At 68.9% G+C, this 22,565-nt stretch carries 20 protein-coding genes; 8 read left to right on the top strand and 12 right to left on the bottom strand.

Annotated features, from left to right (window positions below):
• Nucleotides 1-31 precede the first annotated feature (31 nt).
• Nucleotides 32-655 (top strand): hypothetical protein, encoded by a 624-nt coding sequence (locus D472_RS0112490; protein ID WP_017604826.1) that lies wholly within the window; start codon nucleotides 32-34, stop codon nucleotides 653-655.
• A 237-nt stretch (nucleotides 656-892) separates the two neighbouring features.
• Here the strand turns inward: D472_RS0112490 and D472_RS0112485 are convergent, their stop codons facing one another.
• The 4 genes from D472_RS0112485 to D472_RS0112470 form a co-directional block, all read right to left on the bottom strand.
• A complete protein-coding gene (locus tag D472_RS0112485; protein WP_017604825.1) occupies nucleotides 893-1,753 on the bottom strand; it encodes a 5-oxoprolinase subunit C family protein in 861 nt (286 codons plus the stop codon).
• Nucleotides 1,750-2,361, bottom strand: coding sequence for a 5-oxoprolinase subunit B family protein (locus D472_RS0112480; RefSeq protein ID WP_026117625.1), 612 nt, complete (start codon nucleotides 2,359-2,361; stop codon nucleotides 1,750-1,752). The genes D472_RS0112485 and D472_RS0112480 overlap by 4 nt, the downstream gene beginning before the upstream one ends.
• 96 nt (nucleotides 2,362-2,457) lie before the next feature.
• Nucleotides 2,458-3,219, bottom strand: coding sequence for a LamB/YcsF family protein (locus D472_RS0112475; RefSeq protein ID WP_017604823.1), 762 nt, complete (start codon nucleotides 3,217-3,219; stop codon nucleotides 2,458-2,460).
• A 27-nt stretch (nucleotides 3,220-3,246) separates the two neighbouring features.
• Nucleotides 3,247-4,491: an NRAMP family divalent metal transporter gene (locus D472_RS0112470; RefSeq protein WP_017604822.1), complete on the bottom strand. Its 1,245-nt coding sequence runs from the start codon at nucleotides 4,489-4,491 to the stop codon at nucleotides 3,247-3,249.
• Between the two features lie 185 nt (nucleotides 4,492-4,676).
• Between D472_RS0112470 and D472_RS0112465 the strand changes: the two genes are divergently transcribed.
• The gene (locus tag D472_RS0112465) at nucleotides 4,677-5,384 is read left to right on the top strand and encodes a GntR family transcriptional regulator (protein ID WP_017604821.1); all 708 of its coding nucleotides are present in this window, start codon (nucleotides 4,677-4,679) and stop codon (nucleotides 5,382-5,384) included.
• 62 nt (nucleotides 5,385-5,446) lie between these two features.
• Nucleotides 5,447-6,232, top strand: coding sequence for an aminotransferase class IV family protein (locus D472_RS0112460; protein ID WP_026117624.1), 786 nt, complete (start codon nucleotides 5,447-5,449; stop codon nucleotides 6,230-6,232).
• An 18-nt stretch (nucleotides 6,233-6,250) separates the two neighbouring features.
• Here the strand turns inward: D472_RS0112460 and D472_RS25410 are convergent, their stop codons facing one another.
• From D472_RS25410 to D472_RS25400, 4 genes are all read right to left on the bottom strand, one after another.
• Nucleotides 6,251-8,539: an MMPL family transporter gene (locus D472_RS25410; RefSeq protein WP_083903450.1), complete on the bottom strand. Its 2,289-nt coding sequence runs from the start codon at nucleotides 8,537-8,539 to the stop codon at nucleotides 6,251-6,253.
• A gap of 150 nt (nucleotides 8,540-8,689) precedes the next feature.
• Nucleotides 8,690-10,171, bottom strand: coding sequence for an SDR family oxidoreductase (locus D472_RS0112450; RefSeq protein ID WP_017604818.1), 1,482 nt, complete (start codon nucleotides 10,169-10,171; stop codon nucleotides 8,690-8,692).
• Nucleotides 10,168-10,827 carry a DUF4383 domain-containing protein gene (locus tag D472_RS25405; protein ID WP_017604817.1) on the bottom strand — a complete coding sequence of 220 codons (660 nt, stop codon included), beginning with the start codon at nucleotides 10,825-10,827 and terminating at the stop codon, nucleotides 10,168-10,170. The genes D472_RS0112450 and D472_RS25405 overlap by 4 nt, the downstream gene beginning before the upstream one ends.
• 326 nt (nucleotides 10,828-11,153) lie before the next feature.
• Nucleotides 11,154-12,368 carry a lycopene cyclase family protein gene (locus tag D472_RS25400; RefSeq protein ID WP_017604816.1) on the bottom strand — a complete coding sequence of 405 codons (1,215 nt, stop codon included), beginning with the start codon at nucleotides 12,366-12,368 and terminating at the stop codon, nucleotides 11,154-11,156.
• Nucleotides 12,369-12,431: 63 nt separating this feature from the next.
• Between D472_RS25400 and D472_RS0112435 the strand changes: the two genes are divergently transcribed.
• A complete protein-coding gene (locus D472_RS0112435; protein ID WP_017604815.1) occupies nucleotides 12,432-13,178 on the top strand; it encodes a class I SAM-dependent methyltransferase in 747 nt (248 codons plus the stop codon).
• Nucleotides 13,179-13,198: 20 nt separating this feature from the next.
• Nucleotides 13,199-14,749, top strand: coding sequence for an FAD-dependent oxidoreductase (locus tag D472_RS0112430; RefSeq protein WP_017604814.1), 1,551 nt, complete (start codon nucleotides 13,199-13,201; stop codon nucleotides 14,747-14,749).
• Here the strand turns inward: D472_RS0112430 and D472_RS0112425 are convergent.
• The 4 genes from D472_RS0112425 to D472_RS0112410 form a co-directional block, all read right to left on the bottom strand.
• A complete protein-coding gene (locus D472_RS0112425; protein ID WP_017604813.1) occupies nucleotides 14,713-15,720 on the bottom strand; it encodes a DUF5914 domain-containing protein in 1,008 nt (335 codons plus the stop codon). The two genes, D472_RS0112430 and D472_RS0112425, sit on opposite strands and share 37 nt — an antisense overlap.
• A gap of 11 nt (nucleotides 15,721-15,731) precedes the next feature.
• Nucleotides 15,732-16,697 carry a phytoene/squalene synthase family protein gene (locus tag D472_RS0112420; protein WP_017604812.1) on the bottom strand — a complete coding sequence of 322 codons (966 nt, stop codon included), beginning with the start codon at nucleotides 16,695-16,697 and terminating at the stop codon, nucleotides 15,732-15,734.
• Nucleotides 16,694-18,160, bottom strand: a complete 1,467-nt coding sequence (gene crtI, locus D472_RS0112415; RefSeq protein ID WP_017604811.1) for a phytoene desaturase family protein — start codon at nucleotides 18,158-18,160, stop codon at nucleotides 16,694-16,696. Before crtI ends, D472_RS0112420 begins: the two co-directional genes overlap by 4 nt.
• Nucleotides 18,161-18,253: 93 nt before the next feature.
• Entirely contained in the window at nucleotides 18,254-19,315 is a 1,062-nt protein-coding gene (locus D472_RS0112410) for a polyprenyl synthetase family protein (protein ID WP_026117622.1), read from the bottom strand.
• A gap of 261 nt (nucleotides 19,316-19,576) precedes the next feature.
• On the opposite strand from D472_RS0112410, the gene D472_RS25395 reads away from it, so the two are divergent.
• The 3 genes from D472_RS25395 to D472_RS0112395 all read left to right on the top strand — a co-directional run bounded on the left by D472_RS25395 (nucleotide 19,577) and on the right by D472_RS0112395 (nucleotide 22,520).
• On the top strand, nucleotides 19,577-20,170 hold the full coding sequence (locus tag D472_RS25395; protein WP_017604809.1) for a MarR family winged helix-turn-helix transcriptional regulator: 594 nt from the start codon (nucleotides 19,577-19,579) through the stop codon (nucleotides 20,168-20,170).
• A 265-nt stretch (nucleotides 20,171-20,435) separates the two neighbouring features.
• Nucleotides 20,436-21,989 (top strand): BCCT family transporter, encoded by a 1,554-nt coding sequence (locus tag D472_RS0112400; protein ID WP_083903449.1) that lies wholly within the window; start codon nucleotides 20,436-20,438, stop codon nucleotides 21,987-21,989.
• A 63-nt stretch (nucleotides 21,990-22,052) separates the two neighbouring features.
• Nucleotides 22,053-22,520 carry an Hsp20/alpha crystallin family protein gene (locus D472_RS0112395; RefSeq protein ID WP_017604807.1) on the top strand — a complete coding sequence of 156 codons (468 nt, stop codon included), beginning with the start codon at nucleotides 22,053-22,055 and terminating at the stop codon, nucleotides 22,518-22,520.
• Nucleotides 22,521-22,565: the final 45 nt, after the last annotated feature.

The following is a 22,565-nucleotide window of genomic DNA, read 5'->3' as shown; positions in this document are numbered from 1 at the left end:
TCCAGCCACCCTCACCCCCGGGAGCCCTCTCGTGAAGCTGTACGCCGACACCCCCGTCCGTGCCTGTCTACAACTCGTCTCCGATCTGGCCGCCCTGACCTGGACGTTCCTGTGGATATCGGCGGCGCTCTCGCTACGCGAGATCCTCCAGTCCTTGAACCGGCCCGGAGAACTGATGAGCAGCACCGGAGAAGGCTTCACCGAGCACATGGACACGGCTGCCGAGAACGTCAGCCGGGTCCCGCTGGCCGGGGAGGCCCTGGCCACCCCGTTCACCAACCTCAGCGAGAGTGGCGACTCCCTGACCGCGGCGGGTGATTCCTTCCAGGAGTCGGTGGCCTCACTGTCCTTCACCCTGCCCCTGTTGGTCGCCCTGCTCCCGCTGTTCCTGCTGGCCGCGACCTGGCTGCCCGCGCGCCTTCGATGGATCCATCGGGCCACTACGACCCAGCGGCTCAACGGTCTGGCACCCGAGGCCCGCACCCGGCTGTTGGCGTTGCGCGCACTGTCCTGGGCCTCTCCCACCCGGCTCATGGCGGCGCACGAGGACCCGGCCCTTGCCTGGCAACGGAACGAGTCGGCGACGGTGGCCCGGCTGGCCGAACTGGAACTGCGTCGCCTGGGTCTGCGCCCGGGCAAGGGCGGCGACACCTGACCAACGCTCGGAGAAGAGGGGCGGGACGTGACTCAGGGAACCTGGCAGGACTTCGGGCCGCGCTGGGCGAACAGCAAGGAGTCGAAGGCGAGATCGTGCGGCGGGCACGGCAGGTTGGTCTGGGCGTACCCGAGGCCGTAGCCGGAGGTGGGGACGCGCGGTCCACCGTGGAACAGCTCCCTGGCGTGACCGGACGACGGGTCGGCCGGGCCGGAGGGGTTCTGGAGGCTCGTCTGCTCACTTCCACTGGACGAAACGGATGCGGGTGCCGGGCCGGGCCTGTGCGGCTTCGGGCAGATCGGCGGAGCACACCACGGCGATCACCGGATAACCGCCGGTGACGGGGTGGTCCGCCAGGAACAGGACGGGTTCGCCATCGGGTGGGACCTGGAGGGAACCGGGCACCATGCCCTCGCTGGGTAGTTCGCCCTCGCGCGAGCGTTCCAGGACGGGGCCGGCCAGGCGTGCGCCGACCCGGTCGCTGCGGGAGGTCACCTCGTAGGCGCCGGTGAGCAGGGTCCGGTGCGCCTGTTCGGTGAACCAGTCCTGCCGAGGGCCGAAACGGATCCGCAACTCCACCTGGTCGGCGCCGACAGGGGCCACGGGGGCGTGGTCCAGGTGGGGGAAGTCGGCCGGGGCGGGTCCCACGGGCAGCACATCGCCCGGTTCCACGAGCGCGGGACCGAGTCCGGCGAGCACGTCGGTACTGCGCGAACCCAGCACCGGCGGCACGTCCAGCCCTCCGCGTACGGCCAAGTAGGAGCGTAGACCACGGGACGGGGTGCCCAGGGTGAGTTCGGCGTGGTCGGGCAGGTGGAGGACCGTGTTGATGGCGACGCTCCGACCGTCGACGCGTACGGGTGCTTCGGCGCCGGTCACCGCGACGGTGACGGGGCCACGGGCTCGCACGCACAACCCGCCGAGGGTGACCTCCAAGGTGGCGGCGTCCGAGGGGTTGCCCAAGAGGCGGTTGGCCAAGGTGTGCGAACGGATGTCGGCGGCGCCGGAGCGGCCCACCCCGAGGGCGGCGTGCCCGAACCTGCCTTGGTCCTGAACCGTGGTCATGGGTCCGGTGGCCGAGATCTCCAGAAAACTCACGTGGCCTCCTCGAAGCGCACCCGTACGCCAGGGCGCAGCAAGCCGGGCGGATCACGTTCCAGGTCCCAGGTGAGGACGTCGGTGCGCCCGAGGAGCTGCCAGCCACCGGGTGAGCTTCGGGGATAGACACCGGTGAACCCTCCCGCCAGCGCCACCGACCCCTTGGGCACCCGGGTACGGGCCTGGCCACGGCGGGGCACGTGGAGTCGAGGGTCGTCACCGACCATGTAGCCGAAACCGGGGGCGAAACCACAGAAGGCGACGGTCCAGGTGGCGGCGGTGTGCGCACGGACGACCTCGGCCGATGTCATTCCGGTGAGTTCGGCGACTTCGGCGAGGTCTTCACCGTCGTAGTGCACCGGAATGGTGACGGCCTTTCCCTCTCGCCGAGCGACGTCCGTGGTCAGGGGGATCTGGGTGACGGCGGTGGCTACCGTGGCCGGATCGGTGCCCGGCGACAACCGCAGCAGAACCGTGCGTGCGGCTGGGACGACATCGGTGACGCCGGGTAGCGGGGCCACCTCCAATGCGGCGCTCAGGGCGATGACCTGGTCGAGGTCGGCGACCTCGACCAGGACCCCGGTGTCCGCGCAGTTCAAGACGCGCAAGGACTGCTCCGAATCTGGCCGGGCGGGTCCCCGCCCGGCGGTGTTGGGACCCACTGATGGTGGAAACGTCGGTGGCCGGTTCTCCTCGATCGTGGATCAGGTGCCGGTGAAGGGGGCGAGAGTGACCCCTTCGAGTCGCAACCGGGCGGCGACGGCCCGGGCGATGCCCACTGCGCCGGGACTGTCCCCGTGCACGCACAGGGAGTCGGCCTCGACGAGGATCTCGGTGCCGTCGATCGCGGTGATGGGCTCGCCCCTGGCGATGCGCAGGCAGCGGGTGGCGATCTCCTCGGGGTCGTGCAACACGGAGCCGGGTTCGCGACGCGAGACCAGGGTGCCTTCGGGCGTGTAGGCGCGGTCGGCGAACGCCTCACGGTAGGTGCGCATGCCCACCTCCTCGGCCCGCTCCAGGAACCGGGAACCGGGCAGTCCGAGTACGGGAAGGTCGGGATCGAAGGCGTAGACGGCCTCGACGACGGCGGTGGCCTGCTCCTCGTTGCGGACGATGGCGTTGTAGAGGGCTCCGTGCGGCTTGACGTAACGGATGCGCTGCCCCGCCAAGGAGGTGAAGGCGGATAGCGCGCCGAGTTGGTAGAGCACCTCGTCGGTGAGCTCGACGGGCGGGACGTCGACGAAGCGTCGACCGAATCCGACCAGGTCACGATAGGAGACGTGCCCACCGATGGCCACCCCGCGCTCGGCCGCCTCCCTGGTGGTGCGGCGCAGGGTGGACGGGTCGCCCGCGTGGAAACCACAGGCGACGTTGGCGCTGGTGACGATGGATAGCAGAGCCGTGTCGTCGCCGAGTTCCCAGCGGCCGAAGTGCTCGCCCAGGTCGGAGTTGAGGTCGATGCGCAAGGTGGTTCTCCTTTCGGTGTCGGCGGGCTACCGCCAAAGGCCTGCGATGCCGCTCAGGGAGTTGACCGCCATGTAGGCGGTCAGGACCCATGCGGCGACACCGATGGTCAAGAGCCAACGTGGGTAACGGTAGCCGTCGAGCAAGGTCGCGGAGTGGCGGAAGGCCACCCACAACAGCAGACCCAGACCGACCGGCAAGATGACGCCGTTGAGGGCGCCGGCCATGACCAGCAGTGTGGTCGGGGCCTGCCCGGAGACCAGGAAGATGGCCAGGGAGACCCCGATGAAGGCGGTGACCAGCTTGCCCTTGTGGTGCTCCAGCCACGGCGAGAAGGTCGTCACGAAGGAGATAGAGGTGTAGGAGGCCCCGATGACGGAACTGACGGCGGCCGCCCACAGGATCATGCCGAACAGGCGCATACCCACCTCGCCGGCGGCCTGGTAGAAGGCCTCTGCGGAGGGGTTGGGGGATTCCATGATCGCGACTCCTCCGGTGACGACACCGAGGATGGCCAGGAACAGCAGGAGGCGCATCACGCCGGTGACGAGGATTCCGGTGACGGAGGTCTGGGTGATGGCGGCGATGTTCGCTCGACCACCCTGGCCCCGTTCGATGAGGCGGTGTGCGCCAGCGTAGGTGATGTAACCACCGACCGTGCTGCCGATGATCGTGATGGTGGCGAGGAAGAGATCACTGGTGGCCGCCTCGGGCAGGACGGACTGGCGCAAGGCCTCACCGACCGGCGGAGCGGAGACGGTGGCCACGTAGAGGGTGAGGCCGATCATCAGCAGCCCGAGGACCACGAGGATGCGGTCCAGGGCCACACCCAGCCTCTTCACGGCCAAGATCACGATCGCGATGGCGGCGGAGACGACCGCGCCGATGCGCGGGTCGAGGCCGATCATGGCGTCCAGGCCCAGACCGGTACCGGCGATGTTACCGACGTTGAAGATCAGGCCGCCGAAGACGATGAGGACGGCCAACAGGTAGCCCGCGCCGGGCAGCACCTTGTTCGCCAAATCCTGGGCGCGTGTGTTCGAGACACCGATGACGCGCCAGACGTTCAGTTGTACGGCGATGTCGACGAGGATCGAGATCAGGATCGCGAAGGCGAACGCGGCGCCCAGTTGTGCGGTGAAGGTGGTCGTCTGGGTGATGAAACCAGGACCGATGGCGCTGGTGGCCATCAGGAACATGGCGCCGAGCAAGCCGCTGTTCAGGGCCACGCGCCCCAAGCGGGGACGCACCGGCACCGGGGACTGATCGCTCATGGTGGACTCTCCGGTGTCACTCAGGGGGGTGGAATGGGGCCCACCTCATCGTTGGATTGTTGAACAATACTGCAATCGCCCGATGGCGATAAGGGGTGGTTGAGTAAAACCTCCTGGCTCCGCTACGTAACATTGGTGGGACCACCGTGCCCGATGCGGGCACCCGAGCGGCTTGGAGGGCGCACTTGACGGCGACCGACGACCACATCGACCGGTTGCCCGCGCCGGCCCTGGTACGGCCGACCAGTCAAGCCGAACGCGTCGCCGACCTGCTCCGTACCTTCGTCATCGACGGCGAGCTGGCCCCTGGGGTGCGTCTGTCGGAGGAAAAGCTCAGCCGTAAGTACCAGGTCTCCCGGAACACGTTGCGCGAAGCGTTCCGGTTGCTGAGCCGAGAGCGTCTGCTGGTGCACCGCATGCACCGAGGCGTGTTCGTCGCCCACCCCACCGGCGAGGACGTACGCGACCTGTTCAACGCCCGTAGGTCCCTCGAACTCCCGGCGGTGCGCGAGGCCGGCCAGGCACCGCGGGCGTTGGTCGATGCGGTGGGGCAGGCCGTGGAAGAGGGGGAGGCCGCCCACGCGGAGGGGGACTGGTGGCGCGTGGGTAGCGCCAACATGCATTTCCACGAGGCCTTGGCCGCGCTGGCGCAGAGCGCCCGGATCAACGAGTTCATGCGGCAGGTTCTGGCCGAAACCCGGTTGGTCTTTCACGTGATGGCCATGCCTCGGGAGTTCCACGCCCCCTACCTGTCGTGGAACCGGCGGATTCACCTGGCCCTGGCGGCCGGGGACACCGAGGCAGCGGCCGAGGAGTTGGCGCGATACCTGACGATTTCCGAACGGCAGCTGACCACCGCCTTCGCCCAGATGGAGGGGCCCGAACAGGCCTGATCCTAAAGTAGCGCCACCGACCCCACCATTGGAGGGCATCGGGTGCCAAGATGGGTCACGTCATGGAACTGAACGGACGGCCCGTCAGCACGGGAGAACTCTCTGGTCTCGCCCTCCAGGGCTACGGACACTTCACGACCATGCTGGTCACGGAATTGCGCGTGCGGGGGCTGAGTCTGCATACCGAACGCCTGAGCCGGGACTGCACGGCCCTCTTCGGAACCGAACTCGACATCGCGCGCGCACGTGAACTCGCCCGCCGTTCGGCCCGCGCGAGCCCTTCCCCATCGATCGTCCGGGTCACCGTCTACGACCCCGGGCTGGACCTGGCCCGTCCCGCCTCACGGGCCCTACCCCAGATTCTGGTCTCCACCCGCACCGCCCCGACCTCCGCTCCGGCCCCTCTTCGGCTCGGCACCCGTCGTTTCTCCCGAGACACTCCCCTGGTCAAGAGCACCGGGCTGTTCGGGGTGATCCGGCAGCGGCGCGCCGCCCAGCTGGATGGATTCGACGACGCCCTCTTCACGGGGGTGGACGGCCGCGTCTCGGAGGGCCCCACCTGGAACATCGGCTTCTTGGACGCCACCGGATTGGTCTGGCCACAGGCGGCCTGCCTGCCAGGGGTGACCATGCGTCTGGTGGAGCGGGCCGCCGAAACACTGGGTATCCCGGTCTCCACTCGCCCGCTGTCGGCGCTGGCCGCCACCCGGATGTCGGGGGCCTTCATCACCAACGCCACGGTAGGAGTGCGCCCGGTCGAGGCGGTGGACGGTGTCCAACTGCCCCGACCGGAGGCGCTAAGCGAGCTCGCCCATGCCTACCAGGAGATTCCCGGAGAAGCCCTCTAGGGGTGAACGGTGGGTGTGTCAGTCCTCTCGTTCGTCCCGGGCCTCTTTGAAGGCGGTGAGGCCACCGGTCTTCTCGCCACGCTCCACGGTTCCGCTTCCGGTGGAGTTCTCCGGATCGACGGAGCCCTTGTCAGGCGATGCGGTGTCCGCTCCATCCGTGGACGCGGTGACCGGACCAGGGGCGGCCACCCGAGCGGCACGGCCGGGCCACCACAGGCGCGGTCCCACGTCCAGGGAGAGCGCCGGGATGAGCAGGGAACGTACGAGCAGGGCGTCGACCAGCACACCGAACGCCACCAGGAACGCCAACTGGAGCAGGAACAGCAGCGGGATCACGACCAGTGCCGCGAAGGTCGCCGCCAGCACCACCCCGGCGGAGGTGATCACGCCACCGGTGACGGTGAGGGCACGCAAGAGGCCCTCCCGGTGACCGTGGACCAGGGTCTCCTCCCGGGCCCGCGCCATCAGGAAGATGCTGTAGTCGATGCCCAGGGCGACCAGGAACACGAACGCGAACAGCGGCACCACCGGATCGGCGCCGGGCAGATCCAGCACGTGGTCGAACACGAGGGTCCCCACACCGAGCGCGGTGGCGAACGAGAGCACGTTGACCGCCATGAGCAGCAGCGGGGCCACTAGGGAGCGCAGCAGCGGGATCAACACCAAGAACACGACGATCAGGACCAGGGGCACCACGACCAGGAAGTCACGCTGGGCGGTTTCGAGGGTGTCGAGGTCGGTGGCGCTGACTCCGCCGACCAGGGCGTCGGCCCCCTGCACCTCTCGCAGGTTCTCACGCAGGTCCCGGATGGTGTCGGTGGCCTCGGTCGTCTCCGGGGCCGCCACCAGGTCGGCCTCGATCAGAACACGCCCGTTCTCCTCCAGGATCGGGGCCTGGACACCGGGCGGGCCCGGTTCCGTCACGGGCTCGGCGCCATCGACTCCGGAGGTGTCCTCGGCGGCCTCGACGATTTCGTCCACGTATTCGGCGTTGGCGATGATCTGGGCCGGGGCCGCGTTGGACTCCGAACCGAAGCCACGCTCAAGGGTCTCCTGACCGTTCACCGCTTCGACCTCGGTGCGAAAGACCTCGGCCTGGCCGGTTCCCTCGGCCGTGAATTGGGGCGCGAACACGGCGGCGAGGAGCAACAGGGCGGTGGTTCCCAGCCAGAAGGCGCGGGGCCGGCCGGCGACGGTGCGGGCGATGCGCCCCCAGAAGGGGTGCTGCTGGAGGACGCGGTCGGTGCTCTGCCCTTCCTCGTGGCGGGTGTGGTGGGGTGCGGCGGGCCAAAAGGCGGCACGGCCGCACAGGGCCAGGGCGGCCGGCAGGAAGGTCATCGCGGAGAGCATCGCGGCGACGATGCCGATGGCGACCACGGGTCCGAGGCTGCTGGTGGAGTTGAGGTCGGCGGCCAACAGGCAGAGCAGACCGAGGATGACGGTGCCTCCGGAAGCCAAGACGGGCCCGGCCACGCCCCGGATCGAGGCGAGGATCGCAGCGGGCGCGTGCTCACGGGTGGCCAGTTCCTCGCGATAGCGGGCCACGAGTAGGAGTGCGTAGTCGGTGCAGGCACCCACGACCAGGATGAACAGGATGCCCTGGCTCTGACCGTTGAGGCTGACCAGTCCGGTGTCGGCGGCCAGGTACACCAGCGCGCCGGACAGGCCGAGGGCCAGTAGGGAGGCGACGATGACCAGGATCGGCAGCAGTGGCGAACGGTAGACGGCGATCAGGATGATCAGGACGGCGACGACGGCGACGATCAGGAGGGTGGAGTCGATGCCACCGAAGGCCGCGACGAGGTCGGCGGCGTAACCGGCCGGTCCGGTGACCTCGGCATCGAGTCCGTCGACGGCCTCGTCGGCGAGGAGAGAACGCAACTCGTCCACGGAGTCGCCGGTGTCGTAGGTGTTGTCGATGGGCACGATGAGCTGGGCGACGGAAGGGTCCTCGGTGCCGGGGACGGGTCCCACGACTTGATTCGCGACCCAGGGTCGCTCACCGATCCGTTCGGCGAGGGTGCCCAGTTCGGCCGAACGGGTCTCGGTGAGTTCGTCCTCACCGGAGAAGACGACGATGGCGGGAACACTGTCGGCCCGATCGAAGTCCTCGGCGAGGCGATCGACCTCGGTCGACTCGGAATCGTCCGGGAGGAAGGCGGCCGGGTCGTTGGTCTGGACCTCGCCGAGCTTGCCGAGGAAGGCACCGAGGGGCCCCGCGCCGAAGACCCATACCAGGGCGACCAGGAGGACGGCTCCCACCCACCAACGTGATCGCCGAGCAGGGCGTTCTAGTCCTGTGCTCACCTTCGGGAGTCCTTCCAGGGTCGAGTGAAATTTCGCTAGAAAAACAAGCCTCTTGGAATACTAGGCAAATCTTTCCTCACGCTACCGCACCACCGTCGCGCTTCGTCCGCGGGTCGAGGCGAATCGTCGGCGCAGGGGCCTCGGAGGTGCCTACGGCATGGCGTCGTGTTCGGCCCGGGCGGCGATGTTGTCGGCCATCGACCCGAACACCACCCCGTGGAAGGGTGTCACCGCTTTCCAATACAGGTGTCCTAGCAGGCCACGGGGGTGGAAGACCGCCCGCTGGTGGTACACGGTACGTCCACGAACCCGGGCCGCCCCGAGCTCCAGCCAGGCCGGACCGGGCAGTCGCATCTCCGCACGGAGCCGCAATAGCCGCCCCGGAACGATCTCCTCCACCCGCCAAAAGTCCAACGAGTCCCCTACGCGCAGGCGTTCGGGGTCGCGGCGACCACGGCGCGGCCCCACCCCGCCCACGGCCAGGTCGATCCAGCCCCGGGCGGCCCAGGCCAGGGGCCAGGAGTACCAACCCCGTCGCCCACCGATCCCCTCGATCACCCGCCACACGGCCTCGATCGGTGCCTCCACGATCCGAGCGCGGCGGTCGGTGTACAGGCTTCCCCCGGACCAGTCGGGGTCGGTGGGCAACGGGTCGGAGGGCGCGCTGGGCCAGGCCGCGGACGACCATCGGGTGTCCACCCGGTCCTCGTCGATCCGGCGCAACGCCAACGCCACCGCCTCATCGAATCCGAGCCGGTGGTGATCGTTCAGCAGTTCGGACAGGTCCTCCCGTTCGACCACCGCGTCATGGCGCAACGACTCCACCAGGGGTCGGGCCACCGTCGGCGGAACCGGCGTGATCAGACCCACCCACAGGCTCGACAACCCAGGTGACAGGACGGGCACCGGGATGACGACCCTTCGGGACAACCCCGCCACCGCGGCGAAGCGCTGGACCATCTCCTCGTAGCTGAGTGTCTCGGTCCCGCCGATGTCGAAAACGCGATCGGTGCCGGCCGGCAGCGTGTCGGCCAGGACCAGCAGACGCAACACGTCACGAACCGCGATCGGCTGCACCCGACTGCGCACCCATCGGGGTGTGGTCATGGCGGGCAGACGTTCGGTGAGGTGCCGCAACATCTCAAAGGACGCCGAGCCCGAACCGATGATCACCGCGGCGCGCAACACCACGGTGGGCACCGGTCCGGCTCGGAGGATTTCGGCGACCTCCGCACGGGAGGCCATGTGCGGGGACAGGTTCCGTCCGGTCGGAGCGAGTCCGCCCAGGTAGACCACTCGTCCCGCGTCCGCCGCCCCGGCCGCTCGGGCGAAGGTGCGAGCGGCCCGGGCGTCGGTACTCTCGAAGTCGTCTCCCCCGCCCATCGAATGCACCAGGTAGTAGGCCACGTCCACGCCACTCAACGCCTCGGCGAGCCCCTCCCCGGAGACCACGTCGCCGCGGACCACCTCTACCCGTGCTCGCCAGGGATGGTCACGGAGTTTCTCCGGCGTTCGGGCCAAACAGCGGACCCGGTACCCCGCGTCGAGCAGTTCGGGGACCAGTCGCCCGCCGATGTATCCGCTGGCGCCGGTGACCAACGCCAGGCGCCCCCGCCCCTGTGCGCCGCTCACCTGGTGGACCCGCCTCGACGGTGGCGACCGTAGGCACCCAGTGCGGTCGCGCCACCGGGGGCTCCCCGGTGGGCGTCCTCGTATCCCGCCCGGTAGACGGGATCCTGACCCCTTTCCCGGGCACGCGGCACGCCCTCGGCCCCACGGGCCCGCGCACCGCCGTCCTCGGTGCGCGGGGCCGGCACCCGGGTCTGGTGGCGGCTCTCCCGGTACTGGTGGAAGGGGTTGTCCTCGTCCAAGCCCCCGCTGAACCGGCCGTACATGCCAAAGGTCAACACCACCAGTCCCACGACGAAGCTGAAGATGACGTTGGGGATGGAGAAGGCCAGGATGTTGAAGTCCGTGCCCATCAGGAAGAGGTTGACGAGTCCGCTGACGAGGAAGGCGACGCCGACCACGATGCACACGTTGGAGGCGAAGATCCCGCCCAACACCATCGCGCCCACCAGCAGCGAACCGACGGCGATCGACAGGAAGCTCAGTGCCCCGTTGGTGGACAGTCCCGCGATCACCTCGCCCTGGGTGTCGAACAGCGGAAGTCTGATCATCAGACCCGCGATACCGAAACCGATCAGGACCAAGCCGGTGAGGCCGGCACCGATCCGGTAGACGAGGTCGAGCCGCCGATCCGCTCGTCGTTTGGTGTCCAGTTTCATGTTGCCGCCCCCTTCGGTTCTCCTCCGACCGAGCGTCGGAGGGGCCAGCGACGCTCGGTGCGGGTCGTACCACTCCGGCGACGTACCGATATGCCGTGAGCGGTGTGCTCGCCCCGGGTACGGCGGACCACCTTCAGGGGGATCACACCGACCACACCGCTCGGCCGGGGCCTGCGGGGGTCGGGTCCGGGGCCTGGGACCCGGAAGGTTCGGGCGGTCCGTCCCACGTCCGCCGCTGTGTCATCCCAATTCCCCGAACCTTCGCCTCCCAACCCGGCAGAACCACGCTCATGTCCCACAAGCCCCTCATGCCACCCATATCGACCTCACTCTGTGGGCCCTCGATCCGGCCGCGCGGTGCCCTCACGCGTGCGCAGGGCGTGCCACAAGTGGTCGAGGGCGCTGCGGGACATGGCCGCCACCGGTGTGGTCAACCCCATACGCAACTCCTTGGGCAAACGGGAGGCGCCGTCCAGGAAGGCCAGTACGTCGCCGAGTCGGTTGCCCGCGAAGAGTCGTTCGAAGAAGTCGGCCCCCTCCACCCGTCCGCGGTCCAAGGCCGCGAGCATGATGGCGTCCATCACCAGATGCCGAGACCGGTGTGGAACCGGAGGCACCGGTGTACGGTCCGCCGCCAGGGCATCGGCCACCGCGGCCGTCTGCCGCGCCACCCCGCTGAACGTGTAACCGGTGGAAGGTCGGGTGGCACCGCCCGCGGTGCCGATCCGGAACAGGCGTCGTCCGGTCCGGGTGGGGAAAGGGGCATCGGTCATCGGAATGATCCCCTGTTCCGTGGCGGTGACCTCCACCTCCCCCAGTCCCGCCTGGGCGCAGTAGGCGGTGAGCGCCTTCTCGTACTCGGGGGTGGTCAGGGCGGTGCGACCGAACTCGGTGTACTCCACCAGTGCCTCGCGTGTGGACAGCGGCAGCACGTAACCGAAGGCGACTCCGGTACGGGGTTGCGCCGGACGCAGGTCCATCAGGATCGCCGCCCCGGGGTCGAAGGTGTCCTGGGGCAGGCGCACGAACCAGCCCAGAAAGTGCTGGAGCAGCCTGGTGCGTCCACCCGGGGGCGGGGGCGGGGGGCGGGAGTCGAAGACCCATCGGGCCGTCAACGACACCTCGGTGCCATCGGGTTCGATGGCGTGGACCGTGGCGTGTTCGGGTCCGTCGACCAACCCGGTCACGTACGACTCCCGTGACCGGAGGTGCTCGTCGGCGTGATCGCGCACGTGGGCGGCCATATCGGTGGAACGCAGCATCTTGTACACGTAGGGATCGGCCGGTGAACGGTACTCGGTGCCTCCGTGGCCGACCACGCTCAGGTCACGCCAACGCGCCGTCAACAACCCGTCCCAGGGGCCTGCGTCCGGCTCCCAAAAGCACCAGGTACGTGGAGGCGGAGTGTGCGCCCCCGCCGGAGGCTCCAGTAGGGCGGTGCGCAAGGGACGCCCGCGTCGTTCGTTGACCCCGCCCATGCGATGGGACAGGGTGAGCCCTGCGGCTCCCCCGCCGATGATCACCACGTCGTAGTCGGTCATGTTCCCAGCATGTCGGGACGTGCGGGAGGAAGCGAGGACACCGGCGACACACGTGGGAGGAACATGACCGCCACGACGAGTGGGATGAAGACCGGAGCGGTCACCGACGAGTTCGATCACGCGGCCGCCTCCTACGATCGCCTGGTCGGCGCCAACCCCGGGTACCACCGGGACCTGCGCACCTCCGTACGGCGGCTACGGCTGCCCGATCGGGGCGAAGGGCTGCGCCTGCTGGATCTGGGGTGCGGTACCGGCGCCTCCACGGCGGCGCTGCTCGATGCCGCGCCCAAGGCCCGGATCGTGGCGGTGGACGCCTCCCAAGGGATGCTCGACACCGCCCGTTCCAAGACATGGAGCGGCGACGTGGCGTTCCACCGGGCGCGTGCCGAGGATCTGTCCCCCGCGTGGTCGCACGAACGGCTGGGCGGTCCGGCGGACGCGGTGTTCGCCGGCTACCTCGTCCGTAACGTCCCCGACCCCGACGCGCTCCTGACGTCGATCTGCGCGGTGCTGCGCCCCGGTGGGCGTCTGGCCCTGCACGAGTACTCGGTGGCGGACTCGCCGACCGCGCAAGCGATGTGGACGACCGTCTGTTGGGGCGTGATCATCCCTTCCGGCAGGGCGCTGACCGGGCGGACGGACCTGTTCCGCTACCTGTGGCGCAGTGTGCTGGAGTTCGATGGAAGACAGGCCCTGCTCGCGCGTATGCGGGCCGCCGGCCTGGAGTCGGTGGCCAGCGCACCGCTGCCGGGCTGGCAGTACGGCATCACGCACACCTTCGTCGGGTCCCGTCCGGGGGGTACCTGGTGAGCGCCGACGTCCATGATCCGATGGCCGAGGCGATCGAGGCGCCCGCGCCCGTGGGCCCACGACCGGAGCACACGCCCCGGGTGGCGGTGGTGGGGAGTGGCATCGCCGGACTGGCGGCCACCCGCGCTCTGGTCGAACGTGGGATCGGGGTGACGGTCCTCGAACGCGAGGAAGGGTCGGGGGGGCGGTTGCGCGGGTGGGACACCACCCTGGCCGACGGCACCACGGCGACGATGACCCGGGGTTTCCATGCCTTCTTCCGTCAGTACTACAACCTGCGTACGTTGCTACGCCACGGCGACCCCGACCTGTCCGCCCTGGTGCCGCTGAGGGATTATCCACTGGTGCACGCCTCGGGTCTGGCCGACCGCTTCTCCGGACTTCCCAGTACCCCTCCGTGGAACGCCGCCGTCCTGGCCGCGACCAGCCGCAGCTTCCCGGCCCGGGAGCTGGCCGGGGTGAACGTGCCCGCCGCGTTGCAATTGCTGGACGTGGACGTGCCGGGTGTGTACGAACGTCTGGACCACCTGAGCGCCCGGGACCTGTTGGAGGCGATCCGTTTTCCGCGCAGCGCTCGTCACCTGGCCTTCGAGGTGTTCAGCCGAAGCTTCTTCGCCGCGCCCGAGCGCCTGTCCGCGGCGGAGATGGCGGTGATGTTCCACATCTACTTCCTCGGTTCCTCCGAGGGGTTGGTGTTCGACGTGCCGCGTTCCCCCTTCCCGCAGGCCCTATGGGAACCTCTGGCCGAACGTCTACGCGCCACCGGGGCGGCGTTCCACCACGGCGCACGGGTGGAGAGGATCATCCCGGAGGAACCGACCGGGGCCACGGTGGTCTGGGCCGCATCGGGCGGGGAACGGAGTGAGCGCTTCGACGGGGTGGTGCTGGCCACCGACCCGGGCGGCCTGCGCGAAGTGGTGGCCCACTCCCCTGCTCTGGGTGACGAGATCTGGCGGACCCGGGTGAGCGGGCTGCCGTCGGCACCGCCGTTCCTGGTCTCCCGTTACTGGTTGGACCGTCCGGTGCGCACGCACCGGCAGGCGTTCCTGGGCACCGCCGGTCACCCCACCCTGGACAACGTCAGCGTGTTGGAACGGTACGAGGATCAGGCGGCCGACTGGGCACGCCGTACCGGTGGGTCGGTCGTGGAACTGCACGCCTACGCCCTGCCGCCCGGATGTGACCCGGCGACCGAACAGGTGTCGCTGTGGAAACAGGCCCTAGAGGTCTATCCCGAACTGCGCGGGGCCAAGGCGGTGGACTCCCGCCACGAGCTACGTGAGGACTGTCCACTGTTCCCGCCGGGCGGGTACGGCGACCGATGCACGGTGGGCACTCCCCACCCGTGGCTGGTGGTGGCCGGGGACCACGTGCGGGTGGATCTTCCGGTGGCGTTGATGGAACGTGCCGCCACCAGTGGCGTACTGGCCGCCAATGCCCTGCTCACCCGATGGGGGAGGTGGGGACACACGGTGTGGAGCGTGCCCCGCCGGGGTCGTTTCGCGCCACTGCGCGCCCTGGCCCGCTCCCTGCGTCAGCCGGGCCACCGTCCGGAGGAGCGCAACAGGTAGCGGCGCTCCGCGTAGTCCAGGTCGTCACGCCACAGGCGGCGGGCGGCCAGGCGTACCACCGGGCGGACCGCTCCGGCGACCCGGCGGGCCAGTCTGAAACCGACGCGCTCGGAGGAGGCGACGGTCGCCTCGATGATGGCGGTGCGCGGTACCCCTTTCTCGTCCACGCCCAGCGGGGTGGCGTGGGTCTCCACCACGCTCCCCTTCCCCTCACCCTCGATGATGCGCATGAGGACCGTGCGCGGTTCGGGACAGGTGAACTCGGCGCGCACCGGCACGCCCCAGCGGCCGGCCACCCGAAAGCCCACGTCCACCACCAGCCGGTCCGGGTCGGGGTCGGGCCCACTCGGCACCTCGGCGACCCGCAGGCCGACGAAGGAGTAGGGGTGGAACCAGGAGCCGTGCCAGGGGTCGAGCCGGTTGGCGATCACGTCCTCGGGTTCACAGCGACCGGCCAGGCTCTCCACGGCGGCGATGCGACCGGCGACCGCGGGACGCTCGGGGAGTACGGGCGCCTCCGTGGGCTCCTCACCTCCCACGTGGTCCAGACGTACCCATACGAGCACTCCGTCGTCGTGAGCGGGGTAGGGGTGCCAGCCGGGAAAGCCCTCCGACCCCAAGGACAGTCCGTGCCAACGGCACACCAGACGCCCTCGATCCACCGCGCCTCGACACAACGGGGCCCCCAGATGTGGACAGGCTCCGGGGCCGGCGTGCACGGAATCGTCGGGTGTGCGCCAGGCCACCAGTTCGGTACCGGCCACCATCCGGCCGAAGGGGCGGTCGGTGCGCACCTCGTCCGAGGCGGCCAGCACGTACCAGTTACCGGACGGACGGGCCAAAGCGCGCTTGAGGAGCGCACCGATCACCCCCGGCGCCGCTTCACGCCAGGTCGGTTCCTGTCGAGCCCAGGTGTCCTTGGGCATGCGGCGCAGGGGGAGCCACCGAGGTTCAGGGTCGGGCAGGGTCATCTGCGATCTCCTCAGAAGGCGGTCCTTGCGTCCCGCGGTCGTGGAACGGCCCTCGCCCATAGGGAGCGGGCCAGGGCGGGCACGGCCGCCGCCATCTTGCGGGTGTCGGACACCCGGTGGCGGACACTCCACACGTCGAAGTCCGCCGCGCCGATCTCGTCCAGGATGGCGCGGTAGAGCCGGAAGGCGGTGGCGACACACGGGCGGGCGACCGGTTCGAGCATGGCCAATCCAGGTTCGGCCGAACGGTAGAGGCTCTGGTTGACCTCCACCATGTCGGCGAGGGCCCGGCGCACACGCGGGTCCGAGGCGCGCACCCGGGCGCAGTACTCCAACAGGTCGCGATCGACCCCGTGGCCGGCGAGGACGTCGGCCGGCAGGTAGATCCGCCCACGCCGGAGGTCCTCGGCGACATCACGCAGGAAGTTGGTGAGTTGGAAGGCCTCGCCCAAGGCGGCCGCGTGCGGCGCGGCCTCGGCCCGGGGGACGACGGTGCCCAGGACCGGAAGTACCTGAAGCCCGATCACCGCGGCCGAACCGTACATGTACGTGCGCAGATGGTCGAGATCGCGATACCAGGTCACCTCCAGGTCCATACGCATGGCGGACATGAAGGCGGTGAAGTACGCGGCGGGCAGCTCGTAGCGGTCCACGGTGTGCGCCAAGGCGCGCAGGACCGGTTCGCTGGGCTCGTTCCCGGCGATGAGCACCGCCAGCTCGGCGTCGATCCTGTCCAAGTGCGCCCGTTGTTCGTCGAGGGTGACCCCGAGAGCGGGTTCGTCGACGATGTCGTCCACCCAGCGAGCGAACCCATAGAGCGCGTGGATACCGGGACGACGTTCGGGTGGCAGCACCCGGGTGGCCGTGTAGTAGGTGCGGCCGTGGTGGGCGTGCAGGTCGCGGCAGCGCAGGTAGTCCTCGCGCAGACGCTTCGAGGCGATCCCGGCGGCGTTCAGTTCGGCGATGGCCGTGTTCATCGGCGTCTCCGTCGTGTCGAGGCGGCCAGCACACGCGCGGCCGCCAGTTTTCCCGAGATCAGCACCGTGGGCAGCCCCACGCCCGGAGTGGTGCCGCAACCCGTCAGGACGGCGTTGCTGGTGCCGGCCATGACGTTGCGAGGCCGGAAGGGGCCTGTCTGGGCGAAGGTGTGCGCCAAGGAGAACGGCGTGCCGTGGGCCATGCCCTGGCGGGCCCAGTCGGCCGGGGTGACCATCCGCTCGGCGCGGATCGACGCGTCCAGGCCGGTCAGCCCGCGTTCTTCGAGGGTCCGGACGAGGTCGTCGCGATAGCGTGGTCCCACTCGGTCCCAGTCGATGTCCCCTGCGGCGAGGTTGGGCGCGGGTGCCAGGACGTAGAGCAGGTGGTGACCGTCCGGGGCCAGTGAGGGGTCGGTGATCGTGGGTTGGGTGACCAGGAGCGAAGGGTCGCTCATCGGTCGTCCCTGGTCGATGATCTCGGTGAAGGTGCGCTTCCAGTGACGGCCGAAGGAGATGGTGTGGTGGGACAGGTGGTTCCATGTGCGATCGGTGCCCAAGTGCAATACCACCGCCGAAGGCGAGAAGCGGTGCGGAACCATGCGCCGAGGGGCACGGCCCAGGAGGCGTTGGGCGGCGGGCAGGTCGATGCTCAGCACGAGTTGCTCGCAGGCCAGACGTTCGCCTTGGTCGGTGATCACCGCCCTGACACGGTCGCCCGCGCGTTCCAGGCGCGTCACGGTCTCGCCGTAGCGCAGACGTGCACCCGCCTTGGCCGCGGCGCCGGCCAGGGCGTCGCCGATGGCGCGCATTCCGCCGCGCGGGAAGTGGACGCCGGCGATGGTGTCCATGTAGGCGATGACGGCGTAGGCGGCCAGGGCGCGTTCGGGCGCCACTCCGGCGTAGAGGGACTGGAAGGAGAAGATGCGCCGCAACCGCCCGTCCTTGACGTGGCGGCCGACCGCCGGCGCCAGACGACCGAAGCCGCCCATGGCGGCCAGTCGGACCAGGTCCGGTCCCAGCAGGTCCAAGGGTGAGTCGAAGTCGGCGTCGATGAACGAGCGCATCTCCACTTCGTGGAGGCGGGTGAGCCAATCGCGCAGGCGCAGGTAGCCCATGGCCTCACGCGTCCCGGCGACCCGGGCCACCTCGGCGGTCATGCGACGGCGGTCGGTGTGCACGTCGATGGTGGAACCGTCGGCGAATTCGGCGCGGTAGGCGGGGGCCAACGGTAGGAGGTCGAGGCGATCGCGCACACCCTCCCCGACGGCGGCGAAGGCCTCGTCCAAGAGTTCGGGCATGGTCAGGACGGTGGGCCCGGTGTCCACCTGAAAGCCGTCCATGTCGAGGCGGCCCGCGCGACCACCGGGGTGGTCCTCGCGTTCGATGATCACCACCTCACGGCCGGCACCCAGCAGGTGCAGCGCGCATGAGAGGCCGGAGAGGCCGGCGCCCACGACCACCACGGGTCCACGGCCGGGCCGAGGGTGTCCCGAGGGCCGATTCGGGTTCTGATCAGGGTTCACGGGTCCCACTTCCGAACGTGTTCGAGGTCGGGCTCAGCTCCGCGCCGCGATGTCGGCGAAGCCGACCAATCCATCGCGCACGGCCGGATCGAGGTCGAGTAAGGCGATGTGGGCCATGCCCTGGTCGGCCAGAGCGCGGCAACGTCGACGCACCAGGTCGCGCGCGCCCAGACGCTCGAGGACGTGCGCGACCTCGCCCGTGTCCACTGGAGCGTCGCCGACGCGTTCCAGGAGTTCCAGGGCGGCGGTGTCGCCGCCCTCCCTGGCCAGGTCGACTCCGACCGCGAGGAGCATGGTGTTCTTGCCCTGTTCGAGGTCCTCCCCCGGCGTCTTCCCCGTACGAGAGGGGTCTCCGTACAGGTCCATGAGGTCGTCGCGGAGCTGGAAGGCCACACCCACGTCGACGCCGTAGTCGCGCAGCGCCGCAACGGTCGTGGGTGGGGCGCCCGCCATGACGGCGCCCAGATGGAGCGGACGTTCGACGGTGTAGGAGGCGGTCTTGAGCCGGTCGGTGCGCAGGGCGGTGCGCACCGACCGTTCGGCACGCGCTTGGGAACGCAGGTCGAGGTACTGCCCGACCATGACCTCGGTACGCATGTCGCGCCACACCCGGTGGGCTTCCCTACGGGTGGGCAGATCGTCCAGTGCCTCGTGGAGCAGGTCGTCGGCCCAGGCCAAGGCGAGGTCTCCGGTCAACACCGCCATGGATTCGCCGTAGCGTTCGGGGTCCCCCTTGTGGGAGAGCGATCGGTGTTCGGCGGCGTGTGCGGCGTGTACGGAGGGCTCTCCCCTCCGGGTGGACGCGGAGTCCATCACGTCGTCGTGGATCAGGGCGAAGGTCTGGAGTACTTCGATGGCCGACGCCGCGCACAGCGCCGCGCGCGCCTTGGGTCCCCGTGTCGAGCCACCTCCGGACAGCCACCCCCACCAGGCCAGAGTGGACCGGAGCCGTTTGCCGCCCAGCGTGAAGGAGACGATGCGCTCTGCCAGTTCGCGGGCACAGTCCGGGTCCAGGGAAGTCACCTCGCGCACGCGCGAACCCAGGTGTTGGTCCAGGACCTCACCGACGGCCGCGCGAACGCCGACAAGGTCCACGGGAACTCGGTCGGTGTCCGCGCCCACCTGACGGCCGTTCGTCGATGAGGGCCGCCACTCCGTACATGGTGCTTCCGTCTTGAAGTCGACGATGACAACCTCCTGGTAGGAAGGCACATGAACGTTTTGTCTCGAATTGCATGATTCTCGCAAACCGAACTATTACACATCGCATACACTCGAGGCCACCCAACACTTCGCACCCCCGTAAACTCGTTCACAGTGACCGGAAGGACCGATCATCGTGACGCTGGGAGACGCATGGACACCGCGCCCAGAACCCGTCCCACCGGGTCCGAGGGTTCAAAGGCGTCCGGAACGGAAGCGCTGGTAAGGGAAGCGGCCGCCACGGAGCGTCGCGGATCCCCCGCTCCCGAAGGCACTACGGAGCACTCGCGCGCCGACCTGTACACGGCCCTCCAGACCGACGGCCAGCAACTGGCGGTACAGCTGGTACGTCTACTACACCGGATGTCGGAACGCTCGGGCATGAACCCGACCGACTTCCAGTGCTACACACTGCTTCGGGTATCCGGATCCATGACCCCCGGGGAGATCGCGGACAGCCTGTGCTTGTCCACCGGCTCGGTGACCGGGGTGATCGACCGGATGGAGGCACACGGCCTGGTCGAACGCGCGCCCCATCCGCTGGACCGACGCAAGGTCGCGGTGCGACTGGTGGAGGGCGCGGAGCAGCGGGCCAAGGAGACGGCCCCCCACCTGCGCGAGGCCATGATCGCGCTGCACGAGGACTACTCGGTGGATGAACTGACGGTGATCGCCGACTGGATGGACCGGGTCAACAGCACCCTGGAGGGCCTCATCGTCCGGCGGACGGCGCGCCGCAGCGGCTGAGCCTCCCGCCGCACCTGTTCGGAGAACGGCGCCTTCCGGCACGGCCCCGTCCCGACATCACCGCCTTCATCGGAACACTCCGTGTTTCCTCGGTTACTTTACTGTCGGGGACCAAAGCCCCTACCATCCCACGGGACCCATCCGTGGCCGGTGGACAGGCACCGGCCCGATCCCCGCCAGATCCTTCCGACGGGGCTGGGAAGGAGCCACCATCTCAACCCTGCGTACCTACATCCGAGAGCACACCAACCCGGTCGTCTTCGCGATCTCGGGAATCGTGATCATCGCGTTCATCGTCCTGGGGGTGGTCTTCACCGATCCACTGCTCGGCGCGACCGAGGCCACCCGAGTCTGGATCGGTGAGCAAGTGGGCTGGATCTACGTCCTCTCCACCCTCTTCTTCCTGGGCACCGCCATCTTCTTGGTGCTGAGTCGCCACGGCCGCGTCCGCCTGGGCCCGGACGATTCCCGGCCCGCCTACAACACCCTGGCCTGGTTCGCCATGCTCTTCACCACGGGCATGGGCATCGGTCTCGTCTTCTGGGGCGTCGCCGAACCCATCGAACACCTGCACTGGCCCAGGACTGAGGCGTTCCTACCCGGCCCCGACGGGCGAACGGATCCGGAGGCCGCCAACGAAGCCCTCGCGCTGAGTTTCTTCCACTGGGGTCTACACCCCTGGGCCATCTACATCGCTCTGGGGCTCTCACTGGGCTACTTCGCCTACCGTAAGGGGCTTCCCCTACGGCCGGCCTCCGCCCTCCACCCGCTGCTGGGTGACCGCGCCTTCGGTTGGCCGGGCAACCTCGTGGACATCCTGGCGGTGTTCGGCACGATCTTCGGCTTGGCCACCTCGCTGGGGTTGGGGACCCTCCAGATCAACGGCGGACTCAGTCAGATCTTCGGAGTGCCCAACAACGATTTCGTCCAGACCGTCATCATCACCGTTATCACCGGGGTCGCTCTGTTCAGCGTGCTCTCGGGAATCGACAAAGGACTCCGTCGCCTGTCGGTCATCAACCTGTGGCTGGCCTTCATCCTGATGGTGTTCGTCTTCTTGGTCGGCCCCAAGCTCTGGATCATCGCCGGCACCACCACCGCGGCCGGTGAGTATCTCAGCCACCTGATCTCGTGGAGCATGAGCTTTCCCAGCCCGTTGGTCGACGCTCAGGCCGCCGAGTGGACCCAGGCGTGGACCATCTTCTACTGGGGCTGGTGGATTTCTTGGGCGCCCTTCGTCGGTGTCTTCCTGGCGCGCATCTCCTACGGTCGCACCATTCGGGAATTCGTGTTGGGCGCCCTGCTCGCCCCCACCACGGTCTGCATCTTGTGGTTCGGTGTCTTCGGTGGTTCGGGAATCTTCTACGACCTCTCCGGTGCGGCGGACTTCACCACGGGAGACGAGTCCGATGCGGCCTTCACCCTCCTGGACGCGTTGCCGATCGCCGGGGCGGCCGCCATCGCCGCGGCCATCCTGCTCCTCGTGGTCGTCGCGATCTTCTTCGTCACCTCGGCGGACTCCGGTTCATTGGTCGTCGACATGCTCACCAACGGTGGTTCCCGTGCCCCGAGCAAGATCCAGCGCGGCTTCTGGGCGGTCAGCCTTGGAGCGGTGACCCTGATCCTGCTGACACTGGGCGGCAGCGACGCCCTGTCGGCGCTTCAGGCGGCCTCGGTGATCACCGGTCTTCCTTTCGCGATCATCCTGCTCTTCATGGTGGCGGGGCTGTTCAAGGGACTCAACGACGAACCTCGCCCCGGAACGCCCAAGAAGGTGCGGGCGGAGGATCGGTTCAGCAGCGGGCGTGGCGAGGGATGACCTGCTGGGACCCCGCGCTCCGAGGGAAGAACTCCAGCGAGCCTGCTCAGAACGGAGGCAACAGTGGCACCGAGGAAGTTCAACAACCCCTTTCACGGGGTGGTGGACATGATCACCGAGATGAACCGAATGTCCGACTCGCTCTCGTCGTTCGAAACCTCCCAGGCCGGTGAACGAGAGCGCGGTTTCTCTGACGCGTGGAGCCCACCCACCGACATCCTGGCCCGCGGCAACGATCTGGTGATCCGCTGCGAGATTTCCGGGGTCTTCGAGGAGGACGTGGCGGTCAACCTCAACCACGGGGTCCTCACCATCAGCGGGGAACGACGACGCGACGAGGAGGACGTGGTCTACTACTCGGCGGAACGATTCATGGGCACGTTCCGTCGGGAGATCAGCCTGCCCGACAAAGTACAGGAAGAGGACATCGAGGCCGGTTACGGCGAAGGACTGTTGGAGATCGTCGTGCACGGAGCCGCCTACCAGCGCGGCCCCGCCCAGATCTCCATCACCCGCCGCCAACGCCGCTGAACGTCCCTGAACAGTGCGACGGGCCCGCACCTCGCGTTCGGCGAG

Origin of the sequence: Nocardiopsis alkaliphila YIM 80379 (assembly GCF_000341005.1) — a bacterium.
Classification (GTDB): domain Bacteria; phylum Actinomycetota; class Actinomycetes; order Streptosporangiales; family Streptosporangiaceae; genus Nocardiopsis; species Nocardiopsis alkaliphila.
This window is presented reverse-complemented; position numbering and strand designations above follow the sequence as displayed.